This window comes from Bacillota bacterium, assembly GCA_040757205.1.
Classification (GTDB): domain Bacteria; phylum Bacillota; class Desulfotomaculia; order Desulfotomaculales; family Desulforudaceae; genus Desulforudis.
In genome coordinates, this window is the sequence record JBFLXL010000008.1 from 73,392 (window position 1) to 97,362 (window position 23,971).

The following is a 23,971-nucleotide window of genomic DNA, read 5'->3' on the forward strand; positions in this document are numbered from 1 at the left end:
GTCGCGAGCGGAGACTTGGAAGCAGAATAAACGGAGGACTGTCCCCTTTCTGGAGTCTGGGTTCGCGACTTCAAACTGAGGATTGTGAAAGTCAAAGAAGGTAAAATAGGGGACTGTCCCCCTTTTTTGGGTGGGGTGTTTTTGAAAGAGTATTCGGTGTGGGCGGAGGTGGACCTTTCCGCCCTGGTGCACAACCTCGGCGAGGTGCGTCGGCTGGTCGGGCGCGACACCGAGGTGGCGGCGGTGGTAAAGGCGAACGCGTACGGGCACGGGATGGTCGAGGTGGCCCGCGCGCTCTTGGCGCACGGCGCCGACCGTCTCTGCGTGGCCCGGGTGGAGGAGGGGGTGGCGCTCCGCGAGGCGGGGATGGACGCCCCGGTGCTGGTGATGGGCTTTGTGCCGCCGGCCCTCTACGACACGGCCTTGGACCACCACCTGACGCTCACGGTCTTCGACCCGGAGACGGCGGCCGGGCTCTCGGCCGCGGCCGGCCGCCACGGCCGCACCGCGCCCGTGCACTTAAAGCTCGACACCGGGATGGGCCGCCTCGGGCTGGTCACCGCCGACCGGGACCTGTACCGGCACATCCTGACCATCGCATCCCTGCCGCACCTGGAGATCAAGGGCCTGTACACTCACTTCGCCAACGCGGACCGGCGCGACAAGGCCCACGCCCGGCGCCAACTGGTCGATTTCGTGGAAGTCACATGCACCCTGGGGCACGACGGGATCGACATCGAACTCCTGCACGCCGCGAACAGCGCGGCGCTCATCGACATGCCGGAGAGTCGGCTGAACTTGGTGCGTCCGGGGATCATGCTGTACGGCCTGTACCCGTCCCCGGAGGTGGAGACGCGCCGGGTCGACCTGCGTCCGGTCATGACCCTCAAAGCCCAGGTCGGCTCCGTCAAGCGGGTGCCCGCCGGGTGGACCGTCAGCTACGGCTCCACTTACACCACGCCGGCCCCGACGACTCTGGCCACCGTACCCTGCGGGTACGCAGACGGCTACAACCGCCACCTTTCCAACCGGGGCGCGGTCCTGATCCACGGGCGGCGCGCGCCGGTGGTCGGGCGGGTGACGATGGACCAGGTGGTGGTCGACGTGGGGCACATTCCGGACGTGGCGGCGGGCGACGAGGTGGTGCTGTTCGGCCGGCAGGGGAAGGCGGAACTGCACGTGGACGAGCTGGCCGCACTGCTCGGCACCATCAACTACGAGGTGGTCTGCGCGGTCAGCGCGCGCGTGCCGCGGGTGTACGTGCGGAACGAAATCACATAACTGCAGTCAATATCAATCAATCAGCCAGCCAGTATCTCAAAATAGCCTCTTTCGGCCGTTCTTTGTCAAACCGGGCTGCTGCCGTTTTCCAAAAGATATGCAGCCATTAACCGGCCGGTCTTGAACTTGGACGGTCCGGGCGGGCGTATGCTAGCATGATGGTGTCGGGAGGCGAAGCCCTTGAGCCTTGAACCTTCCCCAGTGGAGGAGCTGCAGCGGCGGACCGCCCCGGCGCCCAGGAAAGGGGCCCGGCCGCTGGCCGCCCTGCGCCACCGGAACTTCCGCGTCTACTGGCTGGGGCAGTCGGTATCCCTGGTCGGCACCTGGATCCAGAACGTGGCGCTGGCGTGGCTGGTCCTGGAGCTGACCGGCTCGCCCCTGCTCCTGGGGCTGGTCGGCGCGGCCCAGTTCGCGCCCATTATGCTGTTCAGCCTGCTCGGCGGGGTGGTCGCCGACCGCATAGCCAAGCGCCGCCTGATCATCGGCACCCAGTCGGTGTTGATGCTGGTGGCCTACACCCTGGGGTTCCTCACGGTCACCGGGCTGGTCCAGTACTGGCACGTCCTGCTGTTGGCGTTCGTGGTGGGGCTCGCCAACGCCCTGGACATCCCGGCCCGCCAGTCCTTCCTGATCGAATTGGCCGGGCGCGAAGACCTGATGAATGCCATCGCCCTGCACTCCTCGATCTTCAACGTGGCCCGCTTCGTGGGCCCGGCCGCGGGCGGCCTCCTGATCGCCGGGTTCAGCCTGCCGGTATGTTTTTTCGTCAACGGGTTGAGCTTCACGGCCGTGCTGGCGAGCCTCTTCTTGATTCGGACCGCGAACCCGCCCCCCGCCGACCGGGCCCTCAAAAAGGTGTGGGCCGAGATCGGCGAGGGCCTCAACTACGTCCGGAGCACCCCCACGGTGCTGTACCCGATCCTTCTGATGGCCGTGTTGAGCCTTTTCGCCTTCAACTTCAACGTCCTGGTGCCGGTCTACGCTCGCGAGGTGCTGCTTCAGGGTGCGCAGGGCTTCGGTTTCCTGATGGCCGCTCACGGGCTGGGCTCCCTGGCCGGGGCGTTCTACCTCGCCATGATCAGCCACCGGGGCCCGCGCGCCGAGGTGCTCTTCGCGGGGGCGCTAGGGCTTTGCCTGGCCCACCTGGCGCTGTCCTTCACCGGCCTGTTCTGGCTGGCCCTGCCGGTGCTGGCGCTGGGGGGCCTGTCGATGATGGTGTTCGCCGGGCTTGTGAACACCACGGTCCAGCTGGCCGCGCCCGACCGCCTGCGGGGCCGGGTGATGAGCGTCTACTCCCTGGTCTTCCTGGGGATGATGCCGCTCGGGAACCTGATGGCCGGCGCCGTCGCCCACCGCTGGGACGCGCCGGCGGCCTTCGGCGCCGGCGCCGTAGTGGGGCTCTGCGGCCTGGCCCTTCTGGCCGGAAAGGTGCCGCGCACCGCTGCGCCGGCAAGCCCCGACGCCCACGCCGGTGCCGACGCAGCCGCTGCATTCACCGGTTCCGTCATCCCCGTTGACTCCACCGCGCCCGCCGCCGCGGAGCGCCGCCCGGAAAAGCCCACCGAATAAGATAGGATAGACAGCGTGTCGCGCGGGCGCCAGTTGGATGGGAAACTTTTCTTCCGCATCCCCGCCCGGGTATGCTATCATAAATGGCGACATAGTTTGGGCGGGAGCGTGACAGAAATGGAACTGGTCCGGGACGGCAAGAACCGCTACCGTCTCCCCCGCAAGGGCAACATGCGGGTGGACGCGGTGGTCTACGTCAACGAGGTGCTGCTGCCGCTTTTGCGCGACGACAAGAGCCTGGAGCAGTTGGCCCACGCGGCCATGCTGCCCGGCGTGGTCAACCCGGTGGTCGGTATGCCCGACATCCACGAGGGTTTCGGCCTGCCGATCGGCGGGGTGATGGCGGTCGGCGAGGACGGCGTGATTTCGGCCGGGGCGGTGGGGATGGACATCAACTGCGGCGTCCGCCTGATCCGCACCGGCCTGCGGGTGCGGGAGGTCCCCGTCCCGCAGCTCAGAAACCTGATGCTCACCGCCGAGGACTACGTGCCCACGGGGGTCGGCAAGAAGAGCAAGCACGGGGAGCTTTCCCGGCGGCTGTTTGCGCGGGTGGCGAAGACCGGGGCCCGCGCCCTGGTGGAACAGGGAGTGGGCGACGCGCGCGACCTGGAATACATTGAGGAGGGTGGCTGCCTGGCGGGCGCCGACCTGGACGCGGTGAGCCGCGAGGCTTACAAGCGCGGCGAGGCGCAGCTGGGCACGCTGGGGGGCGGCAACCACTTCATCGAGTTCCAGGAAGTGGCCGAGGTCTACGAGCCGGCGCTAGCCGAGCGGTGGGGGCTTTTCCCCGGACAGCTGGCGGTGATGATTCACACCGGCAGCCGCGGGTTCGGGCACCAGATCTGCACCGACTTCAGCCGGAGCCACGTGACGGTCGCCAAGAAATACGGCATCGAACTGCCCAACAAAGGGCTGGCCTGTGCCCCGAGCGACTCCCCGGAAGGGCGGCAATATTTTCAGGCCATGGCCTGCGCGGTGAACTTCGCGTTCGCCAACCGGCACCTGATCAGCCACGACGTCGGCCGCGCGTTCGCCGACGTGCTCCGCCAGGACCCGGAAAAGCTGGGCTGGCGGCTGGTCTACGACGTGGCGCATAACATCGCCAAGTGGGAGCGGCACGGAGGGCGCAAAGTGCTGGTACACCGCAAAGGAGCCACCCGGGCGCTGCCGCCCGGGCACGAAGACAACCCCCGGCCCTACCGGGAGACCGGGCACCCAGCCCTGATCCCCGGGAGCATGGGCACTTCCTCGTACGTACTGGCCGGCACCGAGCGGACGGCGGAGACCTTCTTCTCGGTCAACCACGGGGCCGGGCGGGTGCTTTCGCGGGGCGCGGCGGAACGCACCATCAGCCGCGAGCAGTTCGAGGAATCGATGGGGCCGGTGCTCTACAACGTGCGCAACTTCAAGGAAATCGTCGACGAGTCCCCGCTCGCTTACAAAGACGTCGACCAGGTGGTGGAGACCCTGGCCGAGATCGGACTGACCACGAAGGTGGCGCGGCTTTTGCCCCTGGCGGTCATCAAGGGAAAGGACTGAGGCTTTAAGTGTTCTCCCCCGGGGTGCGCAAGGTGCTGGACATTATCAACGCGGCGGGGCGCGAGGCCTACGTGGTCGGGGGCGCGGTGCGCGACCTGCTGCTGGGGCGCGAGCCCAAGGAGTTCGACGTTTGCACCGACGCCTGCCCGCGGGAAGTGCTGACCCTGGCGGCCGAAAACCGGATCAAGGCTTTCAAGAAAGGGGCCGCCTTCGGGGTGACGTCCTGGATTCTGGACGACGAGGAGATCGAGATCGCCACTTTCCGGACCGAGCTTTACGGGAACGACGCCCACCGCCCGGAGAAGGTGGAGTTCGTCTGGGCCCTGGAGGACGACCTGGCGCGGCGCGACTTCACGGTGAACGCTATCGCCATGCGCGCCGACGGCAGCATCGTCGACCCCTTCGAGGGCCGCGCCGACCTGCAGGCGGGGGTGCTGCGGGCGGTGGGCGACCCGGAGGAGCGGTTCGGGGAAGACGCCCTGCGGATGTTCCGCGCCTGCCGCTTCGTGGCGGAATACGGCTTCACCCTGGACCCGGAGACCAAGGCGGCCATCCCGCGGGCCCTGCAGCGGGTGGCCGGGCTCTCGGTGGAGCGGGTGCGGGACGAGGTGTACCGCACGCTGATGGCGGAACACGCCGCGGCCGGGCTGGAGCTGATGCGCGAGACGGGGCTTTTGGCCGCCGACTGCCGGGGGCGGGTGAACGGGGCCGACACGGTCGTCTCGGTGCTGCCGGAGCTGGCGCGCCTGGCGGGGGTGGCCCAAAACCCCGAGTACCACCAGTTCGACGTGTGGGAGCACACGCTGCGGGTGGTGGAAAACGTCCCGGCCGAGCCGGTGCTCCGCTGGGCGGCCCTGCTGCACGACACAGCCAAGGGGCTGCCCGAGGTGCGCGGGACCAACCGGCGCGGCCTGCCGACCGACTACGGCCACGCCCGGAAGGGGGCCCAGATCACCGGGCGGGTCATGGAGCGCCTGCGTTTCCCGCCGACCTTCGCGCGGCGGGTGACCTGGCTGGTCAGAAACCACATGCGCTTTCCCGAACTGGAGGAGCGCTTCGTGCGGCGGTGGCTGAAAAGCCTGGCGCCCGACTTCCACAGCCGGCAGGAACTGCTGGAGGCGGTGGGGGAGTGCCTGGTGCTGCGGCGCGCCGACCTTTTGGGGGGCAAGGTGGATACGCTCGCGGTCCTGGACGGCAATGAGCGGCTGGCGGAAATGGTGAAGGACATCATGTGGCGGGTGCCGTTTTACCCGGAGGACCTGGCCATCACCGGGGGCGAGGTGGCCGCCCTGGTCGGGCGCGGTCCACAAGTTAAACAAGTAATGGAGGACCTGGTGGTGCGGGTGCAGGGCGGGCAACTGGACAACCGCCCGGTGGTCCTGAAAGAGGCGGTCGAGAAAAAGGTGTGGCGCCGGAAAGTGGCCGCCGGCGGACGGGGGCCCGGCGGCGGGCGCAAAGCGCCGCGCGACCGCCCGCCTTCTTGAGGTTGCCGCTACGGCTAGGCATAAGCCTTCCTACAGGCTGAACCCGGGATATTGCTCTAAGGGCATCATTCCCCTGGGACCAACCGGAAGGGGACAGCTTTTTGTCCAGAATCCCTGGGTATTCCAGGTGTTCTGGTTATCTTCAGCACTTATCACGCAGTGTCCCGGGGATACTAGCGCAGCCGTTCCACGCGGGCGCCCGCGGCGACCTGTTCCGGGGTCAGGTGGTAGACTTGGTCCAGGAGGGCGGTGCGGAAACTGGCCGGCCCGCGGGCTTCCCCGGCGGCCTTCTCGGCGGCCAGGCCGTAGGCGGCCAGTGCGCCCGCTGCGGCCACCAAAGGGTCCCTCTCCACGGCCGCGAAGGCCGCGACCAGCGCGGTGGCCATGCAACCCGAGCCGGTGATGGTGGTCAGCCATTCGTGCCCGTTATCCACGGCCAGCACCCGCTCCCCGTCGGTGACGATGTCACGCCGTCCCGTGATTACCACGGTGGTGTCGTACCGGCGTGCCAGCGCCCCGGCCGCGGCTGCGGGGTCGGCCACGCCTTCCACGCTCTCCACCCCGCGGACCACGCCGCCGGCGCCGCTCAAGGCGCCGACCTCGCCCGAGTTGCCGCGCACCACGGCCACCCGCAGCCCGTCGAGCAGGCGCAGGCTGGTCTCGGTGCGGTAGGCGGTGGCCCCCGCGCCCACCGGGTCGAGCACCACCGGGAGGCCCAGTTCATTCGCGTGCCGTCCGGCGAGCAGCATGGCCTCCACCCAGGCCGGACTCAACGTGCCGATGTTAAGGACCAAGGCTCCGGCCAAGCCGGTCATCTCGGAGACTTCGTCGATCGCATGGGCCATCACCGGCAGCGCGCCGATGTGCAGGGTAACGTTGGCGGTGTCGTTCATCACCACGTGGTTGGTGATTTGGTGGACCAGCGGTTTGGTGGCACGGATACGTTTTAGGGCATCCGCGAAGCGCAAGTTTAATTCGGTTACGTTCACAGGCGATCTTCTCCTTTTGTACGATGATATTCCAGTATAACCGCTGATTTCGAGAGTGTCCATCCGATCAGGGCTGAAGCGGGGTGACCGGCCGTCCTCTTCGTCATAGCTTTAAATAACCGGTTAAATTCCGGTCTGTCCACCCGTCCTTTCCGAGCGCATGTTTTTTTCGGTAAATTGCGGCAGGCGGGCAGGAACTTTCCAGGATCCTGACGAAGCTATTCGTCAGGCGGACCCATACAGGGACTCCTAGCACCGAACCCTGGCAGGGACCCATACAGCAAGCTTTGAGCACAATCCCAAAGGGGGTGCCGCTTTCTTGAAACCTCGAGCCGGCTCTTTACTAAGCAAATTCTGCCTCATCGTTTTGTCCGCGGGACTCATCTGGGGCTTGACCGGCCTCCCCTTCACGGGGGTGGATATGGTGGCTCCGGCTGCCGCCACCCAATCCCAGACTCGCTACACAGTAAAAAGCGGCGACTCGCTCTGGACCATCGCCAACCGGCTGGGAACCTCGGTCACCGCCCTCAAACAGGCCAACAACCTCCGAAGCGATTTGATTTTCCCCAAGCAAGTTTTGGTCATACCGGAAACGGCCGTTTGGGGGCCGCCGCCCGCCGCGGCGCCGGCGGTGCGCACGGCGCCCAACCCGGCGCCCGGCCGTTCCGGGGACCGGGTGCAGATCATCCTGGACTACGGGCGGACCCTGGAGGGACACCCGTACCGCTGGGGCGGCACGGCCCCGGGCGGTTTTGACTGTTCCGGCTTCGTCTACCACGTGTTTGGACACCACGGTATTTCCCTTCCCCGGACGTCCTACGACATGTTCGGGGTGGGTACCCCGGTGAGCCGGGCGGAGCTGCGTCCCGGCGACCTGGTCTTCTTCACCACTTACCGCGCCGGCGCTTCCCATGTCGGGATCTTCTACGGCAACAACATGTTCTTGCACGGCAGTTCGGCCGGGGGCGCGGTGATCTGGACCAGCCTGGACACCGCGTACTACAGCGCCCGTTTCCTCGGCGGCCGTCGGATCTTGCCCTAGCCGCCGCCCCAGGGGTCAGACCTTAAAACCTCAAAGCTTCAAAACTTGAAGACCGTCAGTTCACCGAGTGTGCTGATTTGCAGTTTTGAAGCCTGCTCCCCATGACGTTGACAATGGAGGAAAAAGTTGATACATTGAGTGTGGTCTTATGGGGGTGATGAACGTGGGCAATTTTGAGGAAGTACGCTGGAAAATCCACGATTTTCTCGCCGAAGGCAACTACGAGCCCCTGGAGGAATTCTTACTCGAGGTCCACTACGCGGACCTTGCTGAGGTTTTGCGCACTTTTGCGCTTGAAGAGCGGGTTGAGCTGCTGCGTCACATAGAGCGCGAGCGCGCGGCCCAGGTGCTGTTTGAGCTGGACCGCGACGAGATCACCCCGCTCTTGAAGGGCCTGGGGCGCAAGGCCAGCGCCCAGATCCTGCAGGAGATGTCCGCCGACGACGCCGCCGACCTTTTGGGTGAACTCCCTGAGGATGAACAGGAACAGTACCTGAGACTGATGTCCGACCCCGAGGCCGAGGACGTGGCCGAACTTCTGGAGTACGGCGCCGAAACGGCCGGTGGGATCATGACCACCGAGTTCGTCGCCGTCAACAAGGAGCTGACGACGGACGAGGCGATCCAGATTCTGCGGCGCATGGCGCAGGAAGCCGAGACCGTGTACTACGTGTACGTGGTCAACGACCAAAACCAACTGGTGGGGGTCATCTCGCTGCGCGAGATGATCTTGGCGGCGCCTGGGGCCCGGATCGAAGACGTGATGCGCACCAGCCCCCTCATTCGGGTGCTCGTGGACACCGACCGGGAGGAAGTGGCCCGGGTGGTCGCGAAGTACGACTTCCTGGCCGTCCCCGTGGTTAACGACAAAGAGGCACTGCTGGGAATCGTCACCGTGGACGACGTTCTGGATGTCATCGAGGAAGAGGCGACAGAAGACTACCTGCGCCTGGCCAGTGTGCACCAGGAACGATACCTTGAACTGGGCGTCTTACAGCGGGCCGGCCGGCGCCTGCCCTGGCTGATCGCCCTGCTGTTCGGCGCGCTGCTGGCGGGTAGCGTGGTCAAGTTTTATGAAGACACCTTGGCCGGGGTGGTGGCGCTGGCTTTTTTTATGCCGGTGATCGCCGGTGGTCCGGGTAACGTGGGCACTCAGACTATGGCCGTGATGGTCCGGGGCCTGGCGACCGGCGAGGTCGACACCAGGCGGGTTACACAGGTGATTTTCAAGGAGATCCGGGTCGGGATGATTGTCGGGGTGATCAGCGGGCTGGTCCTGGCGGCGATTGCGACGGTCTGGCTGGACTCGGCGTTGCTGGGGGTGGTGGTGGGGGCGTCCTTGGCGGCGGCCATGGCCACGGCCAGCGCGATTGGGACTCTGTTCCCCCTGTTGATCAACCGGATGGGGGTTGACCCGGCGCTGGCGTCCGGACCGTTCATCACGACGGTGATGGATGCGATCAGCCTGATGATCTATTTTACAGTGGCCTCCCTGATCTTCTTCCGGTTCATCGGCTAGCCGGACTCGAGACCCGAGCCGGAACGTGAGCGGCACCTAGGAGAGTGTTGCAAAACCAGAAATCGTTCTAAACGCTTGGAGGCCACGAAAAACAAGCATGGCTTGATGCGGCGAAGCACCTCTTTTTTGCCAGGCGCGAGTTTTTTGCAGCGGTCTCCTAGGTGGATGTGCCCCCGGGCAGGCGGTACTTTTCCCCCCAGCCGTCGGCCGGGTGGTGTTCGATGCCGAACTGGCCGAGCACCCGGGCGGTGGTGTGCCGCACCAGGTCGTCGATGCCGGCGGGCCGCAGGTAAAAGGCGGGCACCGGGGGCATGATGATCACGCCGATCCGGGCCAGCTTGAGCATGTTCTCCAGGTGAATGGGGCTCAACGGGGTTTCCCGCGGCAGCAGGACCAAGCGCCGCCGCTCCTTAATGGTGACGTCGGCCGCGCGCTGGATGAGGTTTTCGGCGTAGCCGTGGGCCACGGCGGCCAGGGTTTTCATGCTGCACGGGGCGATCACCATGCCCTCGTGCCGGAATGAGCCGCTGGCGATGTCGGCGTCGAAGTCGTCCTCGGTGAAGGAAAACGGGGTGCACCCGGCCACCAGGTCGGGGTCCAGCCCGGTTTCCTGCCGGATGATATAGCGGGCGGCCCGGCTGATGATCAGGTGGATCTCGGCGTTCAGCGCCGCCAGTTCCCGCAGTACGCTGATGCCGTAGACCGCCCCCGACGCGCCCGTGATGGCCACAACGATCCGCATCCGATGACCAGGCCTCCCTTCTCGAAAGATTGTACTTGATTGGTGCGATAAAGGAAAGTGTAGTCAGGTGAAACAATACCAGGCCGAGGCCATTGTGCTGCGGTCGTCGGCCGTCCGGGAGGCCGACCGGACGCTCGTCCTCTTGACCGGCGATCGTGGCAAGATTAGGGTGTGGGCCCACGGCGCGGCCCGGCCGACGAGCCGGAAGCGCGGCGCCGTGCAGCCCTTTTGCCGGTCCCGGTTCCTGCTGGAGCGGGGCCGGGAGATAGACGTGGTGCGGCAGGCGGAAGCTCTGGAAGAGTTCCCCGCCCTGCACGCCGACCTGGAGGCCCTGGCCCTGGCGGGCTACGTGTGCGAGGTGGCCGAGGGTTTTGCGGTGGAGGGCCAGCCGGATCCCGGGATCTACGTTCTGCTGCTCCAGGTGCTGCGGCGACTGGCGGAGGACAAGAACGTCCTGGCGGTGCGGTTTTTCGAGGCCCGGATTCTGGTGCTGGCGGGCTTCGGCCCGGAGTTGGGCTCTTGTGCGGGCTGTGGGGCGCGGTCCGCAGTGCCGGTCCGTTTGAGCCCGGCCCTGGGGGGAGTGCTTTGCCGGCAATGCCGGGACCGGGACCCGCCCGCCCCGTCTTGCGGACCGGCGGCGGTCCAGGTGCTTGGCAAGCTGCTGGAGTGGCCGCTGGACCGGCTGAGCGTGCTCCGCGTCGACGCGGCGACCGCGCGGGAAGTGGCCGGGGCGCTCCAAGCCTGCATCTGCCGCCACCTGGAGAAGGAGCCCCGCACCCTGGCCTTCCTGCGCAAAATGGACCTCTTATCTTGAAAGTGAAAGAAGGCAGAAAGGCAAAAAGGGGGACAGTCCCCCTTTTTTTAGGAGGGGTGGAAGTGGATTTTCAAGAGCTGATCTTAACGCTGGACCGGTTTTGGGGGGACCGGGGCTGCATTATCCAGCAGCCTTACGACGTGGAGAAGGGCGCCGGCACCATGAACCCGGCCACCTTCTTACGCGTGCTCGGGCCGGAACCCTGGAACGTGGCCTACGTGGAGCCGTCCCGGCGGCCGACCGACGGCCGCTACGGCGAGAACCCCAACCGCCTGCAGCACTACTACCAGTACCAGGTGATCTTGAAGCCCTCCCCGGACGACGTGATCGAACTCTACCTCGACAGCCTGCGGGCGATCGGGATCAACCCGCTCATGCACGACATCCGCCTGGTGGAAGATAACTGGGAGTCGCCCACCCTGGGGGCCTGGGGCCTGGGCTGGGAAGTCTGGCTGGACGGGATGGAGATCACCCAGTTCACCTACTTCCAGCAATGCGGCGGTTTCGACTTAAAACCGGTCTCCGCCGAGATCACCTACGGGCTGGAGCGGCTGGCGCTCTACCTGCAGGGCCGGGACAACGTGTTCGACATCACCTGGACGGGAAACGTCACCTACCGCGACGTGCACTTCCAGGGCGAGGTGGAGCACTCCCACTACAACTTCGAAATCGCGGACGTGGAGCTCCTGCACGACCTGTTCGACGGGTTTGAACGGGAAGCGCAGGCGGTCCTGGAGCAGCGGCTGGTGCTGCCGGCCTACGACTACGTGCTCAAATGCTCCCACGTCTTCAACCTGCTGGACGCCCGGGGGGCGATCAGCGTTACCGAGCGGACCGGCTACATCGCCCGGGTGCGGGCGCTGGCCCGCGGCTGCGCCCAAGCCTACGTCGCGCAGCGGGAAGAGCTCGGTTTCCCGCTCCTGAAAGGGGGTGCCCCGAATGGCCGCTGACCTCGTGCTGGAGATCGGGACCGAGGAAATCCCGGCCCGTTTCCTGCCCCCGGCGCTCGTCGAACTGGCCGAAAAGGGCCGCGCCCTGCTGGCCGAGTACCGCCTGGACTACGCGGACCTGGCGGCCTACGGCACGCCGCGCCGCCTGACCCTCTACGTCCGGGACCTGGCTGGACACCAGGCCCCCCTGATCCAGGAAATCAAGGGGCCGCCCAAGAAAGCGGCGTTTGACATCGACGGGGTGCCCACCAAGGCGGCGCTCGGTTTCGCCCGGAGCCGGGGCGTGGCCGTGGATGACCTGGTGACGCGGGCGGCGGGCCATGTGGAATACGTGTACGCGGTGCGCGAGGAGGCCGGGCGGCCGGCCGCCGAGATCCTGGCCGAATTCGGCCCCCGGCTGATCGGGGCGCTGACTTTCCCCCGGCCCATGCGCTGGGGCGACCAGGACTTCCGGTTCGTGCGCCCGATCCGGTGGCTTCTTTGTGTCCACGGCACCAAGGTGGTCGAGTTCACGGTCGCCGGGGTGCGGTCCGGACCCCACACCCGGGGGCACCGTTTCTTAAGCCCCGGGCGTCTGCCGGTCACGTCGGCCGGTGCGTATCTCAGTCTCCTCGAAGAGAACTTCGTGATCGTGGACCCGGCGCGCCGCCGGGAACTGGTATGGGCACAGGTCCGCGCGGCCGCGGCTGCTGCGGCGGCGGGCGGCACGGTGGCGGACGACCCCGAACTCCTGGCCGAGGTGGCCGACCTCCTGGAATACCCGTGCGCCTTTTGCGGGCGTTTCCCGGAGAGCTACCTGGAACTCCCCGAGCCCGTGCTGGTCACCCCGATGCGCGAGCACCAGCGCTACTTCCCGGTACGGGACGGCACCGGCCGCTTGCTGCCGCTCTTCGTCGGCGTGCACAACGGGACACCCGCGCACCTGGACCTGATCCGGTCCGGGAACGAGAAGGTGTTGCGGGCGCGCCTGGCCGACGCCGCGTTTTTTTTCCGCGAGGACCTGAAGGTGCCCCTGGCCGACCGGGGACCGGAGCTGAAAAAAATGGTGTTCCAGGAGAGCCTGGGCACCATGCACGATAAAATGGAGCGCCTGACGGCGCTGGCCGCCTATCTTTCGTCCGCCCTCGGGCTGGACGAGGCCGAGCGCGCCCAAGCGCTACGGGCGGCGGCCCTTTCCAAGAACGATCTCCTGACCGGCATGGTGTACGAGTTCCCCGAATTGCAGGGCATCATGGGCCGGGAGTACGCCCTGCGCTCCGGGGAGGCCCCGGCGGTGGCCGAGGCGCTCCATGAGCAATACCTGCCCGCGCCGGGCGGGGAAGGGCGGCCGGCGACGCGCGCCGGCCTGGTACTGGCTCTGGCCGACCGGGCGGACAACCTGGTGGGGGCCTTTGGGACGGGCGTGCAGCCCACCGGCTCGCAGGACCCCTACGCCCTGCGGCGCCAGGCCTTCGGCATCTGCCACCTCTTGCTGGACACGCCGGCCTACCTGAACCTGGACGCCCTTTTCCGGGAGGCACACGCCGCCTACGGCGGGCGGCTGACCGAGGCGGCCCCGGACGTGGGTGCCGAGTTGGCCGATTTCTTCGCGCAGCGCCTGCGGGTCCTGTTCCAGGACCGCGGCCTGTCCCACGGAGTGGTGGAAGCGGCCCTGGCGGCCGGCCACGCCGACGTCCGGGACGCCTGGGAGCGGGCCGTCGCGGTGGCGGCGTTCCAGTCCCACCCGGCCTTCACCGACATCTCCACCGCCTTCACCCGGGCGAACAACCTGGCCAAAAACGCCGCGGGCACCGAAGTGGAGCCGAAGCTCTTTGCAGATCCGGTTGAGGGAGCTTTATACCGGGCCTTTCTCCAGGCGCGGGAGCAGGTCGAAGCCCTGACCGCCCGGCGCCGGTACGGCGCGGCTTTAGCCGCGCTCGCCGAACTCCGCGAGCCGGTGGACCGTTTCTTTGACGGCGTGATGGTAATGGTCGAGGACGCGGCCGTGCGGGAAAACCGCCTGGCCCTCTTGCGGCTGGTGGCCGGCCTGTTCAAGGGCCTCGCGGACCTCTCCAAGTTGTAGCCAGGAAAACCGTGCCCGGTTACCGCGGCCGCTTGCAGGAAAACCGGGTCGAAAGAGCGTATTTAAGATTAGCATTGTGCACATATAATCGGCCGTGGCGGAGTATTGGTATGGCAGATTGCTCCGGCGGGGGTGATGAACTTGGAGTTGACCAAACGTCAGGAAGCGATTATGGAAATCGTCAAGGGCAACGGACCGATCACCAGCGAACAGATCGCCGACCGGCTTTCCCTGACCCGGGCCACCCTGCGCCCTGATTTGGCCATTCTGACCATGGCCGGCCTCCTGGAGGCCCGCCCCCGGGTCGGCTATTTCTACAGCGGCAAGTCTCCCAACCGCATTGTCGCCCAGAAGCTCCGCCGGATTGAAGTGGGAACGGTGATGTCCCGCCCCGTGGTCGTGCGGGACGATTCGTCGACCCACGACGCCATCGTGGCCATGTTCCTGGAGGACTGCGGCACGCTGTTCGTCGTCGATGAGCAGGGTTTCCTGCAGGGAGTCGTGTCCCGCAAGGACCTCTTGAAACAGAACATGGGCGGGCCGCAAGACTTACAGAAACTGCCGGTCGGGATCGTGATGACCCGGATGCCGAACATCGTCACGGTGGAGGCCGGGGACTCGGTCTGGACCGCGGCCAAAAAACTGGTGGTGCACGAGGTGGACGCCGTGCCGGTGACCCGGCGGGCGGCCAAGCCGGACGGAAAGGACGGCCTGCAAGTGGTTGGACGTTTAAGCAAGACAAACATTGCCCGGCTCTTCGTCGAACTCGGAGAGAGTACGTAAAGGAGGAGTTTGCGATCGTTGATCCAGAGCACACCCGCCCGGTGGTCTATGTGGTTTCCGATTCGGTCGGGGAAACGGCCGAGATGGTCACCCGGGCGGCGGTCAGCCAGTTCAACCACGGACAACTGGAGATCAGGCGGGTGCCGTACCTAAACGAGCCGGAGGATGTCCGCGAAATCGTGGAAGAGGCCGCCGGTTTCCCCAGCATCATCGTGTTCACGCTGGTGCAGCCGAACCTGCGCGAGATTCTGGTGCAGGAGGCCGCCACCCGGAACATCAAGGCCGTGGACGTCATGGGCCCGCTTATCGAGGCCATGGGGACGATCACCACCAACGCGCCGCGCTTGGAACCGGGCCTGATGCGCAAAGTGGACGAGGAGTACTTCCGGCGGGTGGAGGCCATTGAATTCGCGGTGAAGTACGACGACGGCAAGGACCCCCGCGGCATCATCCAGGCCGATCTGGTGGTGCTTGGCGTGTCCCGCACCGGCAAGACCCCGCTCTGCATGTACCTCGCCCATAAGCGGATCAAGGTGGCCAACATCCCGCTGGTCCCGGAGGTGGCCCCGCCGGATGAGATTTTCACTCTTCCGCCGCACCGGCTGATCGGGCTGAATGTCAACCCGCAGCAGTTGGTGGAGATTCGCCGGGAGCGCCTGAAAGCCCTGGGGCTGCCGGCGGACGCCGGCTACGCGAGCACTGAGCGGGTGTTGAAAGAGTTGGCGCACGCGCGTAAGATCTTCCAGCGTTCCGGCTGTTCCGTGATCGACGTCACCAACAGGGCGGTCGAGGAAACCGCCGGCAAGGTGCTGGAGATCTACCACAAGGGCGAGCGCTACCGGTCCGAGTAACCGATGAATGCGCTGCGCCTGTTCTGGGCCGTGAATCCGCCCGGCGGCTTGAAGGCCGAGCTTGGCCGGTTTCAGTCCGGGCTGCAAAATTTGCCCGTGGACATGAAATGGGTGGAGCAGGAAAACCTGCACCTGACGGTGAAGTTTTTGGGTGGAGTTGACTGTTCCGTGGTGCCGGTCCTGACCCGGGCTGTTTCCGGAAGCGTGTCGGGCCTGGCGCCGTTTACGCTGGAGTTGGCGGGGTGGGGCACCTTCGGCCGCCCGCCGCGCGTGCTCTGGATCGGCGTGGGGGGCGCGCTGGAACGTTTCCGGGAGCTGTGGGTCCGGGTGGACCGGGTGCTCGTTCCGCTCGGCTTCCCGGCGGAGAAATCTTTTTCGCCGCACCTGACCCTGGGACGCCTGCGGTCGGCCCGGAACGCGGCCGTCCTGCGGGAACGCGCCCAAACCCTAGCCGCGGCGCGTGGCTCTTGGGGCAGTTTTACGGTCGACCGGGTGGACCTGATGCAGAGCACCTTAACCCGTGAAGGCCCGGTATACCGGGTGGTTGCGACGGTTCCCCTGAGCGGCGGCTCAGGGCAGAACCAGTCTAGGAGAGTGCTGCAAAACCAGAAATCGTTCTAAACGCTTGGAGGCCGCGAAAAACAAGCATGGCGCGAAAGGTGAAGCCGGACGGCGCGGAGCGTACTGGGTGGTACGTGAGCACCGGACGGCGAGCCTGACAAAGCCAGGCGCAGTTTTGCAGCGGTCTCCTAGAACCAGGAGGCGAGGGATTGCCATGCTGATAGTGGCCATAAACGGCAGCCCGCGAAAGGACGGTAACACCGCCTATCTGCTGAAGGCCGCGCTGGATGAGGCGGCGTCCCTGGGTGTGCGAACCGCCTACATCCAGGCTTCGGAGATAATCAAACAAGCCAGAATCCCGTTCTGCGCGCACTGCTCGACGCCCTGCAAGGGTGTGTGCTATGAAGGGACCGCCTTGGCGGGGACCCTGGACCTGCTACGCGAGGCCGACGGGGTGATCCTGGGGAGCCCGGTCTATTTCGCCACCGTTTCGGGTCAGCTCAAAGCGTTCTGGGACAAAACCCGCCGGCTGCGCCAGGACTTCGCGCTGCTGGACGTGGTGGGCGGGGCCGTGGTCACCGGCGCTTCCCGGTTCGGGGGCCAGGAGACCACCGTCCGCGCGCTGCACGATATGATGCTGACTCAGGGGATGACGATCGTCGGTGACGGGCACTTGAGCGGAGACCCCGGACACCAGGGCGCCTGCGCCCAGAAGCCCGCCCAGGAGGATCCCCAGGTGGATAAACGGATGCGCCTGCTGGTGCGCCGGGTGGTGGAGGTGGCCCGGGCGACGGCCGAGCTGCGCCGGGCAGCCCGAACAGCCGCTAAGGGTTGAGTAAGCTCCCCGGGCCCCGGTGGCCCGGGGTTTTTTGTCGGGCAAAAAGGAAAAGGGGGCGGGCACCCTTGCGAAAAGCCGAACTGCGCAACCGGACCGAAATATGGGAGCGGGAAAGACTCTCGCCCTACGCCTCCTGCAGCGCCGCCAGCCGGGGGCGGGAGCGCCCGGAAGAGGAGTGCGACGTGCGGACCGCCTTCCAGCGGGACCGGGACCGGATCATCCACTCCAAAAGCTTCCGCCGGTTGAAGCACAAGACCCAGGTGTTCATCATCCCGGAGGGCGACCACTTCCGGACGCGCCTGACGCACACCCTGGAAGTGGCTCAGATCGCCCGGACGATCGCACGCGCGCTCCAACTGAATGAGGACCTGACCGAGGCGGTGGCCCTGGGGCACGACCTCGGACACACCCCTTTCGGGCACACGGGTGAAGCCGCCTTGAACGAGGTACACCCGGGGGGGTTCAGGCATAACGAGCAGAGCCTCCGGGTGGTGGAACGCCTGGAGGGAGGGGCGGGCCTGAACCTGACCTGGGAGGTGCGGGACGGGATCGCCAACCACACCGGGCTGCGGCGGCCGGTCACCTTGGAAGGCCAAGTAGTGCGCATCGCCGACCGGATTGCCTACATCAACCACGACATCGACGATGCCCTGCGCGGCGGGGTGCTGACCCCGGACCGGCTGCCGCCGGACTGCCTGGAAATTCTGGGGCATTCTCACCGCACCCGGATCAACACCATGATTGTGGACCTGATCGATACGAGTCGTGATCAGCCAATGATCGCGATGAGCGTCCGTACCGGCGAGGCGATGGACCGGCTGCGGCGGTTCATGTTCGACAACGTGTACATCAGTTCCGAGGCCAAACGTGAAGAGCATAAGGCCACCCACGTGGTGCAATGCCTGTACGGCTATTTCACGAACCGCCCGGAGGCGCTGCCGGTTGAATTTCGGCGGCGGGCGGGGGATGACCGCTCCCGTGCGCAGGTGGTGTGCGACTATATCGCCGGGATGACGGACCGGTACGCGGTCGCCGTATTCCAGGATCTATTCGTGCCTCAAGGTTTCCCGGTGTGCCGCGAACCCTAAAAATTGTCGATGCAGGGCAGGAAATTATATGGTCGCACCGAATAGCTTATATGGCGGGCTGATTCCCGAAAACCTGGTGGAGGAAGTGTTCTCCCGGGCGGACATCCTGGACGTGATCGCCGAGCACGTCCGCCTGGAGAAGAAGGGCAAAAATTACGTCGGGCTGTGCCCGTTCCATCAGGAGAAGACGCCCTCGTTCACGGTGACGCCGGCGCGTCAGATGTTTTACTGCTTCGGCTGCGGGTTGGGCGGTAACGTCTTCAGGTTCCTGATGCTGAAAGAGAACCTGAGCTTTCCCGAAAGCGTACGGTATCTGGCCGGCCGGGTGGGCGTGGACATCCCGGTGACCGCCTCGCCGCGGGATGAGAAGTACGAGCGGTACTACCGGGTCAACGAATGGGCCCGGGATTTCTTTCGGGAGCGGCTGGAGGCGGGGGCTGACGCCGGTGAAGCCCGGTCCTACCTGAAGAAAAGGGGCATCACTCCCGAGATCCGGGACCAGTTCCAGCTTGGTTTCGCCCCGCCGGAGTGGCATGCACTGACCAGGTTTTTGGAACAGAAGGGCTGCGCGCCCGCGGAACCGGCGGAATTAGGACTGGCGGTCAAGGGGGAGCGGGGTTACTACGACCGCTTCCGGAATCGGATCATCTTCCCGGTGTGGAACGCGTCGGGCCGGGTGGTCGGTTTCGGGGGGCGGGTGCTGGATGACAGCCGGCCCAAGTACCTGAATTCCCCCGAGACGCCCGTGTTCCACAAGGGGCAGATCCTGTACGCTCTGCACCTGGCCCGGCCGGCGATGCGCGATGAGGGTCGGGCCGTAATTGTTGAGGGGTACCTGGACGCCATCACGGCGCACCAGTTTGGAATCCGGAACACGGTGGCCTCACTGGGGACCAGCCTGACGCGGGAGCAGGGGCGGCTCCTGATGCGGTACACGATGGAGGCTCTGATCGCCTACGACGCGGATGCCGCCGGGGTCGCCGCCACGATCCGGGGCCTGGACCTCTTGCAGGAAGTCGGTTGCCGGGTTTGGGTGATCAGCGTTCCGGCCGGCAGAGACCCCGACGATTTTCTGCGGGAAGAAGGGGTGGAGGGCTGGAGCCGGTTGGTTCAAACGGCCACGCCGCTGCTGGAGTATAAGTTGGTGCAGATCGGCGCCCGGACCGGCACGGCCACGGCCGCGGGCAGGCTGGCCGTACTGCGGGAAGTAATGCCCAACCTGAGGGCACTGGCGAGTGAAGTGGAACGGGAGGAAGGTTTTCAGACCGCGGCCCGGGTGCTCGGGCTGACCTGGGAGACAATACGCAGCGAATACGCCCAATTCGCGGCCCGCACTCAAGAAAATTGGGCAAATTCGGATAATATTGCTAAAAACATGCATAATATACTTACTACACCGTCCCAGGTCAGGGAAAAAACTGAAACCGGCTTACTGCGCCTCGTGCTGCAAAACCCCCCGTTTTTGGAGACGGTCAGGCAGGAGTTAGGCGAATACCAATTCAGGGACGCCAGGTACCAGCGGATCTATGACGCTTGGTGGCGGCGCCGGGATAGGCCCGGTTTTGAGCCGGCGTTACTGGCGAACTACCTGGAGGATGGCGACCAGCAGGTTCTTATGGCCCTGATGGGGCTGGAGAGCCCCGAAGAGGGGAATCTCGGCGCGGAACTGGCGGCGTACATCAAGGCGGTTAAGCGCCTGGACTACAGGGAACAGTTGCGGGAGCTTCTAAACGACGTCGCCGCGGCCGAAAGGGCGGGCGACCCTGACCGGGTGAACCGGTTGATGCGCAAGATTCAGGAGATATCCAAGACACCCTAGAGAGGGGGGAGCAAGTGTGAAGGAAGAGGCGACGAATCTTATCCAGGACCTCGTGGAAAAGGGCAAACAGCGGGGCACGCTGACCTACAACGAGGTAATGGACAGTCTGCAGGGGTTTGAGCTTACCCCTGACCAGATCGACGATGTGTACGAGAAACTGGCCGGAGAGGGCATCGAGGTGGTGCCGGAAGGTCCCGACCTGGCGGCCCTGGAGGAAGAGACGCGCGAGGAAGACGTGGAGGAACCCGAAATCGCGATCCCCGAAGGCGTTGACATAGACGACCCGGTGCGGATGTACCTGAAAGAGATCGGGCGCATCCCGCTTCTTACTCCGGATGAAGAGGTATCCCTCGCCCGGCGCATGGCTGCGGGTGACGACGAGGCCAAGCGGCGCCTGATCGAGGCCAACCTGCGCCTGGTGGTCAGCATTGCCAAGCGCTACGTGGGCCGGGGCATGCTGTTTCTTGACCTGATCCAGGAAGGCAACCTTGGTCTGATCAAGGCTGTGGAAAAGTTCGACTACCGCAAGGGCTTCAAGTTCAGCACGTACGCCACCTGGTGGATCCGGCAGGCCATTACGCGGGCCATCGCCGACCAGGCCCGGACGATCCGGATCCCGGTGCACATGGTCGAAACCATCAACAAGCTGATCCGCATTTCCCGGCAGCTCTTACAGGAACTGGGGCGCGAGCCGCTGCCCGAAGAAATCGCCCGGGAAATGGACATCTCGGAGGACAAGGTACGCGAGATCCAGAAGATCGCGCAGGAGCCGGTGTCCCTCGAAACCCCGATCGGGGAGGAAGAGGACTCGCACCTGGGGGACTTCATCGAGGACCAGGACGCCCAGGCGCCGGCCGAGGAAGCTTCCTTTACCTTGCTCCGCGAGCAGCTGGACGACGTTTTGAAGACCCTGACCGAAAGGGAGCAGCGGGTGCTGCGGTTGCGGTTCGGCCTCGACGACGGCCGGGCGCGCACCCTGGAAGAGGTCGGGCAGGAATTCGGGGTGACCCGGGAGCGCATCCGGCAGATTGAGGCCAAAACGCTCCGGAAGCTGCGACACCCCAGCCGAAGCAAGAAACTCAAGGATTACCTGGACTAGAACGGACGGCCCCCACATTGACGGCGGGGCCGTTCTGAGTTATAATCAGTGTTGCTATCGTGGGCCCATAGCTCAACGGTCAGAGCATCCGGCTCAAGGCAGCGAGTCTAGATCGGGCTTCCGGTACGACTCGGCTGTCAAGGGCTGCCTGGCGGAGTAATCTCCAGGTGAAACCTGCCAAATTCGGGGAAGCCTAAACCGTAAAGGCACGGTAATCCCGAGCCAAGCCTCTCCGGCCGGAACCGGTGAGGAAGGTGTAGAGACTAGACGGCAGGCACCCTTAAACGAGGGTGAAGGGATAGTCCAGACCACAAACCCGAAAGGGGCAACGAAAGTTGCAGTGGGAGGCATAACCGGCTGGTTCCAGGTTCGAATCCTGGTGGGCCCACCAAAAAAGAAGTCGGAAGTCAGAAGTCGGAGGTCGGATACGGGAGGTCGGAGGTCGGATACAGAAGTTGGAATCGGCGGTGCCGATTCCTGATGTATGGGCGATTAGCTCAGGGGGAGAGCACCTGCCTTACAAGCAGGGGGCCGCTGGTTCAAATCCAGCATCGCCCACCAATAAAATCAAAAGTTGCGGGATCGGGCGTTACTGCTGAAGCCGGTTTTGCTGGATAATTGCTGCTTACCGGCCGGGAAAAGAAAAATCTCCGGGGATTGCCCGGGGAGATACGTTGGGGACTGTCGGGCCGCTTTGCCGGCCCGGGTTTTTTTGGAGATGCTGGATACGGGTCCGCGAAAACAGCGTTAGTACTTTTCTTGCCGGTCAACGGCCGACAGTTCTTTGCGGTTCGTCGCACCTGCTTTCTTTAAGATGTTCCGGGTGTGAAACTTTACGGTATGGCGGGTAATAACCAATCTTTCGGCAATTTCAGCATCGGTATGTCCCTGGCTGATCAGTTCATAAACCTTTTTTTCCTGATTTGTGAGGCTGAACCAGAAAGGCGGCGGCTGCCGCCCGGAGGCGGCTGTTTCTTCTCTTGCACGGACTGCGGGCGCATCGGGTGTGTTCAACCCACCGGCATCTTTAGGGGTTTCAGGGGCGCACCGGCTATCTATTTCAGAAAAAGTCAGGGGATGAAAGAACCAAACCAGCAAAGGCACCACCGCAAACAAAAGACAGACCCCACTTACGGCCACCAAAGGGCTGATGGACAACTGGCCGGTCAAAAACCCGGCATCCAGGGCAATGCCCGGGACAGTTAAGAAAAAAAGGGAAACGCCGAGGCCCAGGCCGAAGGTCTTCAAGAACCCCAAAAACCTGGCCAGGGTGCGCAGGGCAAGCCAGTAAAACAAGTCCATCGCGCCAAGCCCCAGGGATAAAAACAACAAAGTTGTTATCAGCACTTCCACCCGGTCCAGTCCCATAATGGAAACGGTGACGCCGATGCCCAAAAAACACAAACTCATTGTTCCCAACCAGCTGAAAGAATACCGGTAGGCGAAAACAAGGAAAACCAGGACGGCCGCCGCGTAGAGAAAAGAACTCGCACCCACCGATTCCGGCCACCACAAGTGAAGAGGGGGTGCAACCACCCTATACCAAAGCCCGCCGGTAAAATAGGCTGCGGCGGCAAAGGCCGCTACGGCCAAGACAGGCCCCGCCCCGATATTTCGGCGACGCGTTCTTCCCGCTGCCAGGTGGTCGGAAGGGGAGGTGCCGGGGGTCTTTTTGGCGATCAAACAGGCGGCGCCGAATGGTCCAAGGCCGATTACCAAGGCGGCTGCTTTTATGAAGGGTGCGGGCAGGCCCTGGGTAAGGACAAGACCGGACAGGCCGAACAGAACATTGGCGAGGACCATGGCGGACCCCACTTTCAAGACCGGGCTTTGGGGTTCCAAAAAACGGGGGATCCAAGCCAAAACCAGATAGGCGGAAATAAAACCAAGAAAACCACCTGTCCAGTAGTGAACGGATGTGGTCGGTGAAATGTAGGTCCACACTCCACCTGTAATGAAAACAACGGCACCGACACCAATAACGGATGCTTTTTTTTGGACCAGAGAGGGCGGCAGGAAAGCAAAGGCCAGCAGGCCAAGGCCGTGACCCAACCCAAAAACCTGCCCGGCGATGTAGGCTCCCGGCCCGAACACCTGATGCAGAAGAGGACCGTGCAGGGGATAAACAAGGATCCAGGTAAAAACGCAAGCCAGGGCCAGAGAATCGGCAGCCCATTCCGGAAACCTTGCATTTATTTTCATTGGTGCCCAGTCCCTTCGCCCCCATTTATTTGTATTTCGCTGCCCTTCTTCCAATATCCTTTTCCCCGGCCTGATTCGGGCATTATCTTCGGCGAAAAAACGATGGGGTAGGGTAGTGGGGTAGGATGTGAAACTACCCCCACAACTACCCCCACAACTACCCCAAGGGGGAGTAGGCATGACTGAGCAAAACTGTAAAACTGTTAAAAAAACATACCGGGTTGTGCGACCCGGTATGTTTCCGGCATGTTTTCCTTGGTTTTTTTAGCGACCGAATATCACTGGTGCAACATAAGGAGGAAGGGCACGAATGCGTGAAAAATTAACCGGAAGGATGCAAACGAGGATGCAAAGAGACGAATATGCGTCACGGATCCTTAACAGATCTTTGGTCGCGCTGGTTATCAGATCCCTGGTCGTGTTGATTCTTGCCTTGGCCATGCCAGCCTTCTTTGTCCGCCTTGACTGGGCGGCCTCCTCGTCCCCTCCGGTCACCCCGGTCAGCGGACCGATTGCCTCCGATACGACCTGGACGGTGGCGGCGAGCCCCTATCATGTGACATCCAGCGTGACTGTTAACGCCGGCGTCACCCTGACCATAGAACCCGGAGTGGTGGTCAAATTCGGGCACAATACCGGCCTGTACGTGGACGGCACCCTCCTGGCTCAGGGTACTCCCGCCGCTCCCATCCACTTCACCGACTTTCGTGATGATACGGTGGGTGGGGACAGCAACGGC

20 protein-coding genes and 1 tRNA gene are annotated in these 23,971 nt (G+C 64.4%); 18 read left to right on the top strand and 3 right to left on the bottom strand.

All coding sequences use genetic code 11. From position 1 onward, the window contains the following. The first annotated feature begins 135 nt into the window (after positions 1 to 135). From alr to AB1402_07445, 4 genes are all read left to right on the top strand, one after another. A complete protein-coding gene (gene alr / locus AB1402_07430; protein MEW6541427.1) occupies positions 136 to 1,281 on the top strand; it encodes an alanine racemase in 1,146 nt (381 codons plus the stop codon). 180 nt (positions 1,282 to 1,461) lie between these two features. Then, positions 1,462 to 2,850, top strand: coding sequence for an MFS transporter (locus AB1402_07435; GenBank protein MEW6541428.1), 1,389 nt, complete (start codon positions 1,462 to 1,464; stop codon positions 2,848 to 2,850). A 117-nt stretch (positions 2,851 to 2,967) separates the two neighbouring features. Continuing rightward, positions 2,968 to 4,389: an RtcB family protein gene (locus AB1402_07440; protein MEW6541429.1), complete on the top strand. Its 1,422-nt coding sequence runs from the start codon at positions 2,968 to 2,970 to the stop codon at positions 4,387 to 4,389. Positions 4,390 to 4,397: 8 nt separating this feature from the next. Then, positions 4,398 to 5,873: a CCA tRNA nucleotidyltransferase gene (locus tag AB1402_07445; GenBank protein MEW6541430.1), complete on the top strand. Its 1,476-nt coding sequence runs from the start codon at positions 4,398 to 4,400 to the stop codon at positions 5,871 to 5,873. A gap of 173 nt (positions 5,874 to 6,046) precedes the next feature. Here the strand turns inward: AB1402_07445 and thiM are convergent, their stop codons facing one another. Next, positions 6,047 to 6,862 carry a hydroxyethylthiazole kinase gene (gene thiM / locus AB1402_07450; protein MEW6541431.1) on the bottom strand — a complete coding sequence of 272 codons (816 nt, stop codon included), beginning with the start codon at positions 6,860 to 6,862 and terminating at the stop codon, positions 6,047 to 6,049. Between the two features lie 319 nt (positions 6,863 to 7,181). Between thiM and AB1402_07455 the strand changes: the two genes are divergently transcribed. Together AB1402_07455 and mgtE are read left to right on the top strand one after the other, a co-directional pair. Further along, a complete protein-coding gene (locus AB1402_07455; protein MEW6541432.1) occupies positions 7,182 to 7,904 on the top strand; it encodes an NlpC/P60 family protein in 723 nt (240 codons plus the stop codon). A gap of 157 nt (positions 7,905 to 8,061) precedes the next feature. Next, a complete protein-coding gene (gene mgtE, locus AB1402_07460) occupies positions 8,062 to 9,423 on the top strand; it encodes a magnesium transporter (protein MEW6541433.1) in 1,362 nt (453 codons plus the stop codon). A gap of 157 nt (positions 9,424 to 9,580) precedes the next feature. Here mgtE and AB1402_07465 read toward each other — a convergent pair whose 3' ends face one another. Then, positions 9,581 to 10,165, bottom strand: a complete 585-nt coding sequence (locus AB1402_07465) for a UbiX family flavin prenyltransferase (GenBank protein MEW6541434.1) — start codon at positions 10,163 to 10,165, stop codon at positions 9,581 to 9,583. 67 nt (positions 10,166 to 10,232) lie between these two features. Here AB1402_07465 and recO point away from each other — a divergent pair, with 67 nt between their 5' ends. The 11 genes from recO (at position 10,233) to AB1402_07520 (ending at position 21,591) form a co-directional block, all read left to right on the top strand. Beyond that, positions 10,233 to 10,979: a DNA repair protein RecO gene (recO, locus tag AB1402_07470; protein ID MEW6541435.1), complete on the top strand. Its 747-nt coding sequence runs from the start codon at positions 10,233 to 10,235 to the stop codon at positions 10,977 to 10,979. Positions 10,980 to 11,041: 62 nt separating this feature from the next. Then, positions 11,042 to 11,929 (top strand): glycine--tRNA ligase subunit alpha, encoded by an 888-nt coding sequence (gene glyQ, locus AB1402_07475; protein MEW6541436.1) that lies wholly within the window; start codon positions 11,042 to 11,044, stop codon positions 11,927 to 11,929. Continuing rightward, on the top strand, positions 11,919 to 13,991 hold the full coding sequence (gene glyS, locus AB1402_07480; GenBank protein MEW6541437.1) for a glycine--tRNA ligase subunit beta: 2,073 nt from the start codon (positions 11,919 to 11,921) through the stop codon (positions 13,989 to 13,991). Before glyQ ends, glyS begins: the two co-directional genes overlap by 11 nt. Positions 13,992 to 14,132: 141 nt before the next feature. Next, the gene (locus AB1402_07485) at positions 14,133 to 14,774 is read left to right on the top strand and encodes a helix-turn-helix transcriptional regulator (GenBank protein MEW6541438.1); all 642 of its coding nucleotides are present in this window, start codon (positions 14,133 to 14,135) and stop codon (positions 14,772 to 14,774) included. A 41-nt stretch (positions 14,775 to 14,815) separates the two neighbouring features. Further along, the gene (locus tag AB1402_07490) at positions 14,816 to 15,625 is read left to right on the top strand and encodes a pyruvate, water dikinase regulatory protein (GenBank protein ID MEW6541439.1); all 810 of its coding nucleotides are present in this window, start codon (positions 14,816 to 14,818) and stop codon (positions 15,623 to 15,625) included. 3 nt (positions 15,626 to 15,628) lie between these two features. Continuing rightward, positions 15,629 to 16,246, top strand: coding sequence for an RNA 2',3'-cyclic phosphodiesterase (gene thpR, locus AB1402_07495; GenBank protein ID MEW6541440.1), 618 nt, complete (start codon positions 15,629 to 15,631; stop codon positions 16,244 to 16,246). A gap of 154 nt (positions 16,247 to 16,400) precedes the next feature. Then, entirely contained in the window at positions 16,401 to 17,021 is a 621-nt protein-coding gene (locus tag AB1402_07500) for a flavodoxin family protein (protein MEW6541441.1), read from the top strand. 68 nt (positions 17,022 to 17,089) lie between these two features. Beyond that, a complete protein-coding gene (locus AB1402_07505; GenBank protein ID MEW6541442.1) occupies positions 17,090 to 18,112 on the top strand; it encodes a deoxyguanosinetriphosphate triphosphohydrolase in 1,023 nt (340 codons plus the stop codon). 28 nt (positions 18,113 to 18,140) lie between these two features. Further along, a complete protein-coding gene (dnaG, locus tag AB1402_07510) occupies positions 18,141 to 19,931 on the top strand; it encodes a DNA primase (GenBank protein ID MEW6541443.1) in 1,791 nt (596 codons plus the stop codon). A 16-nt stretch (positions 19,932 to 19,947) separates the two neighbouring features. Then, a complete protein-coding gene (rpoD, locus tag AB1402_07515; protein ID MEW6541444.1) occupies positions 19,948 to 21,030 on the top strand; it encodes an RNA polymerase sigma factor RpoD in 1,083 nt (360 codons plus the stop codon). Between the two features lie 486 nt (positions 21,031 to 21,516). Continuing rightward, positions 21,517 to 21,591 (top strand) — tRNA-Val (locus tag AB1402_07520). Positions 21,592 to 21,777: 186 nt separating this feature from the next. Here AB1402_07520 and AB1402_07525 read toward each other — a convergent pair. Then, positions 21,778 to 23,286, bottom strand: coding sequence for a helix-turn-helix transcriptional regulator (locus tag AB1402_07525; GenBank protein ID MEW6541445.1), 1,509 nt, complete (start codon positions 23,284 to 23,286; stop codon positions 21,778 to 21,780). A 292-nt stretch (positions 23,287 to 23,578) separates the two neighbouring features. Here AB1402_07525 and AB1402_07530 point away from each other — a divergent pair. After that, the coding region (locus AB1402_07530) for a hypothetical protein (protein ID MEW6541446.1) at positions 23,579 to 23,971 on the top strand (393 nt) is incomplete at its 3' end.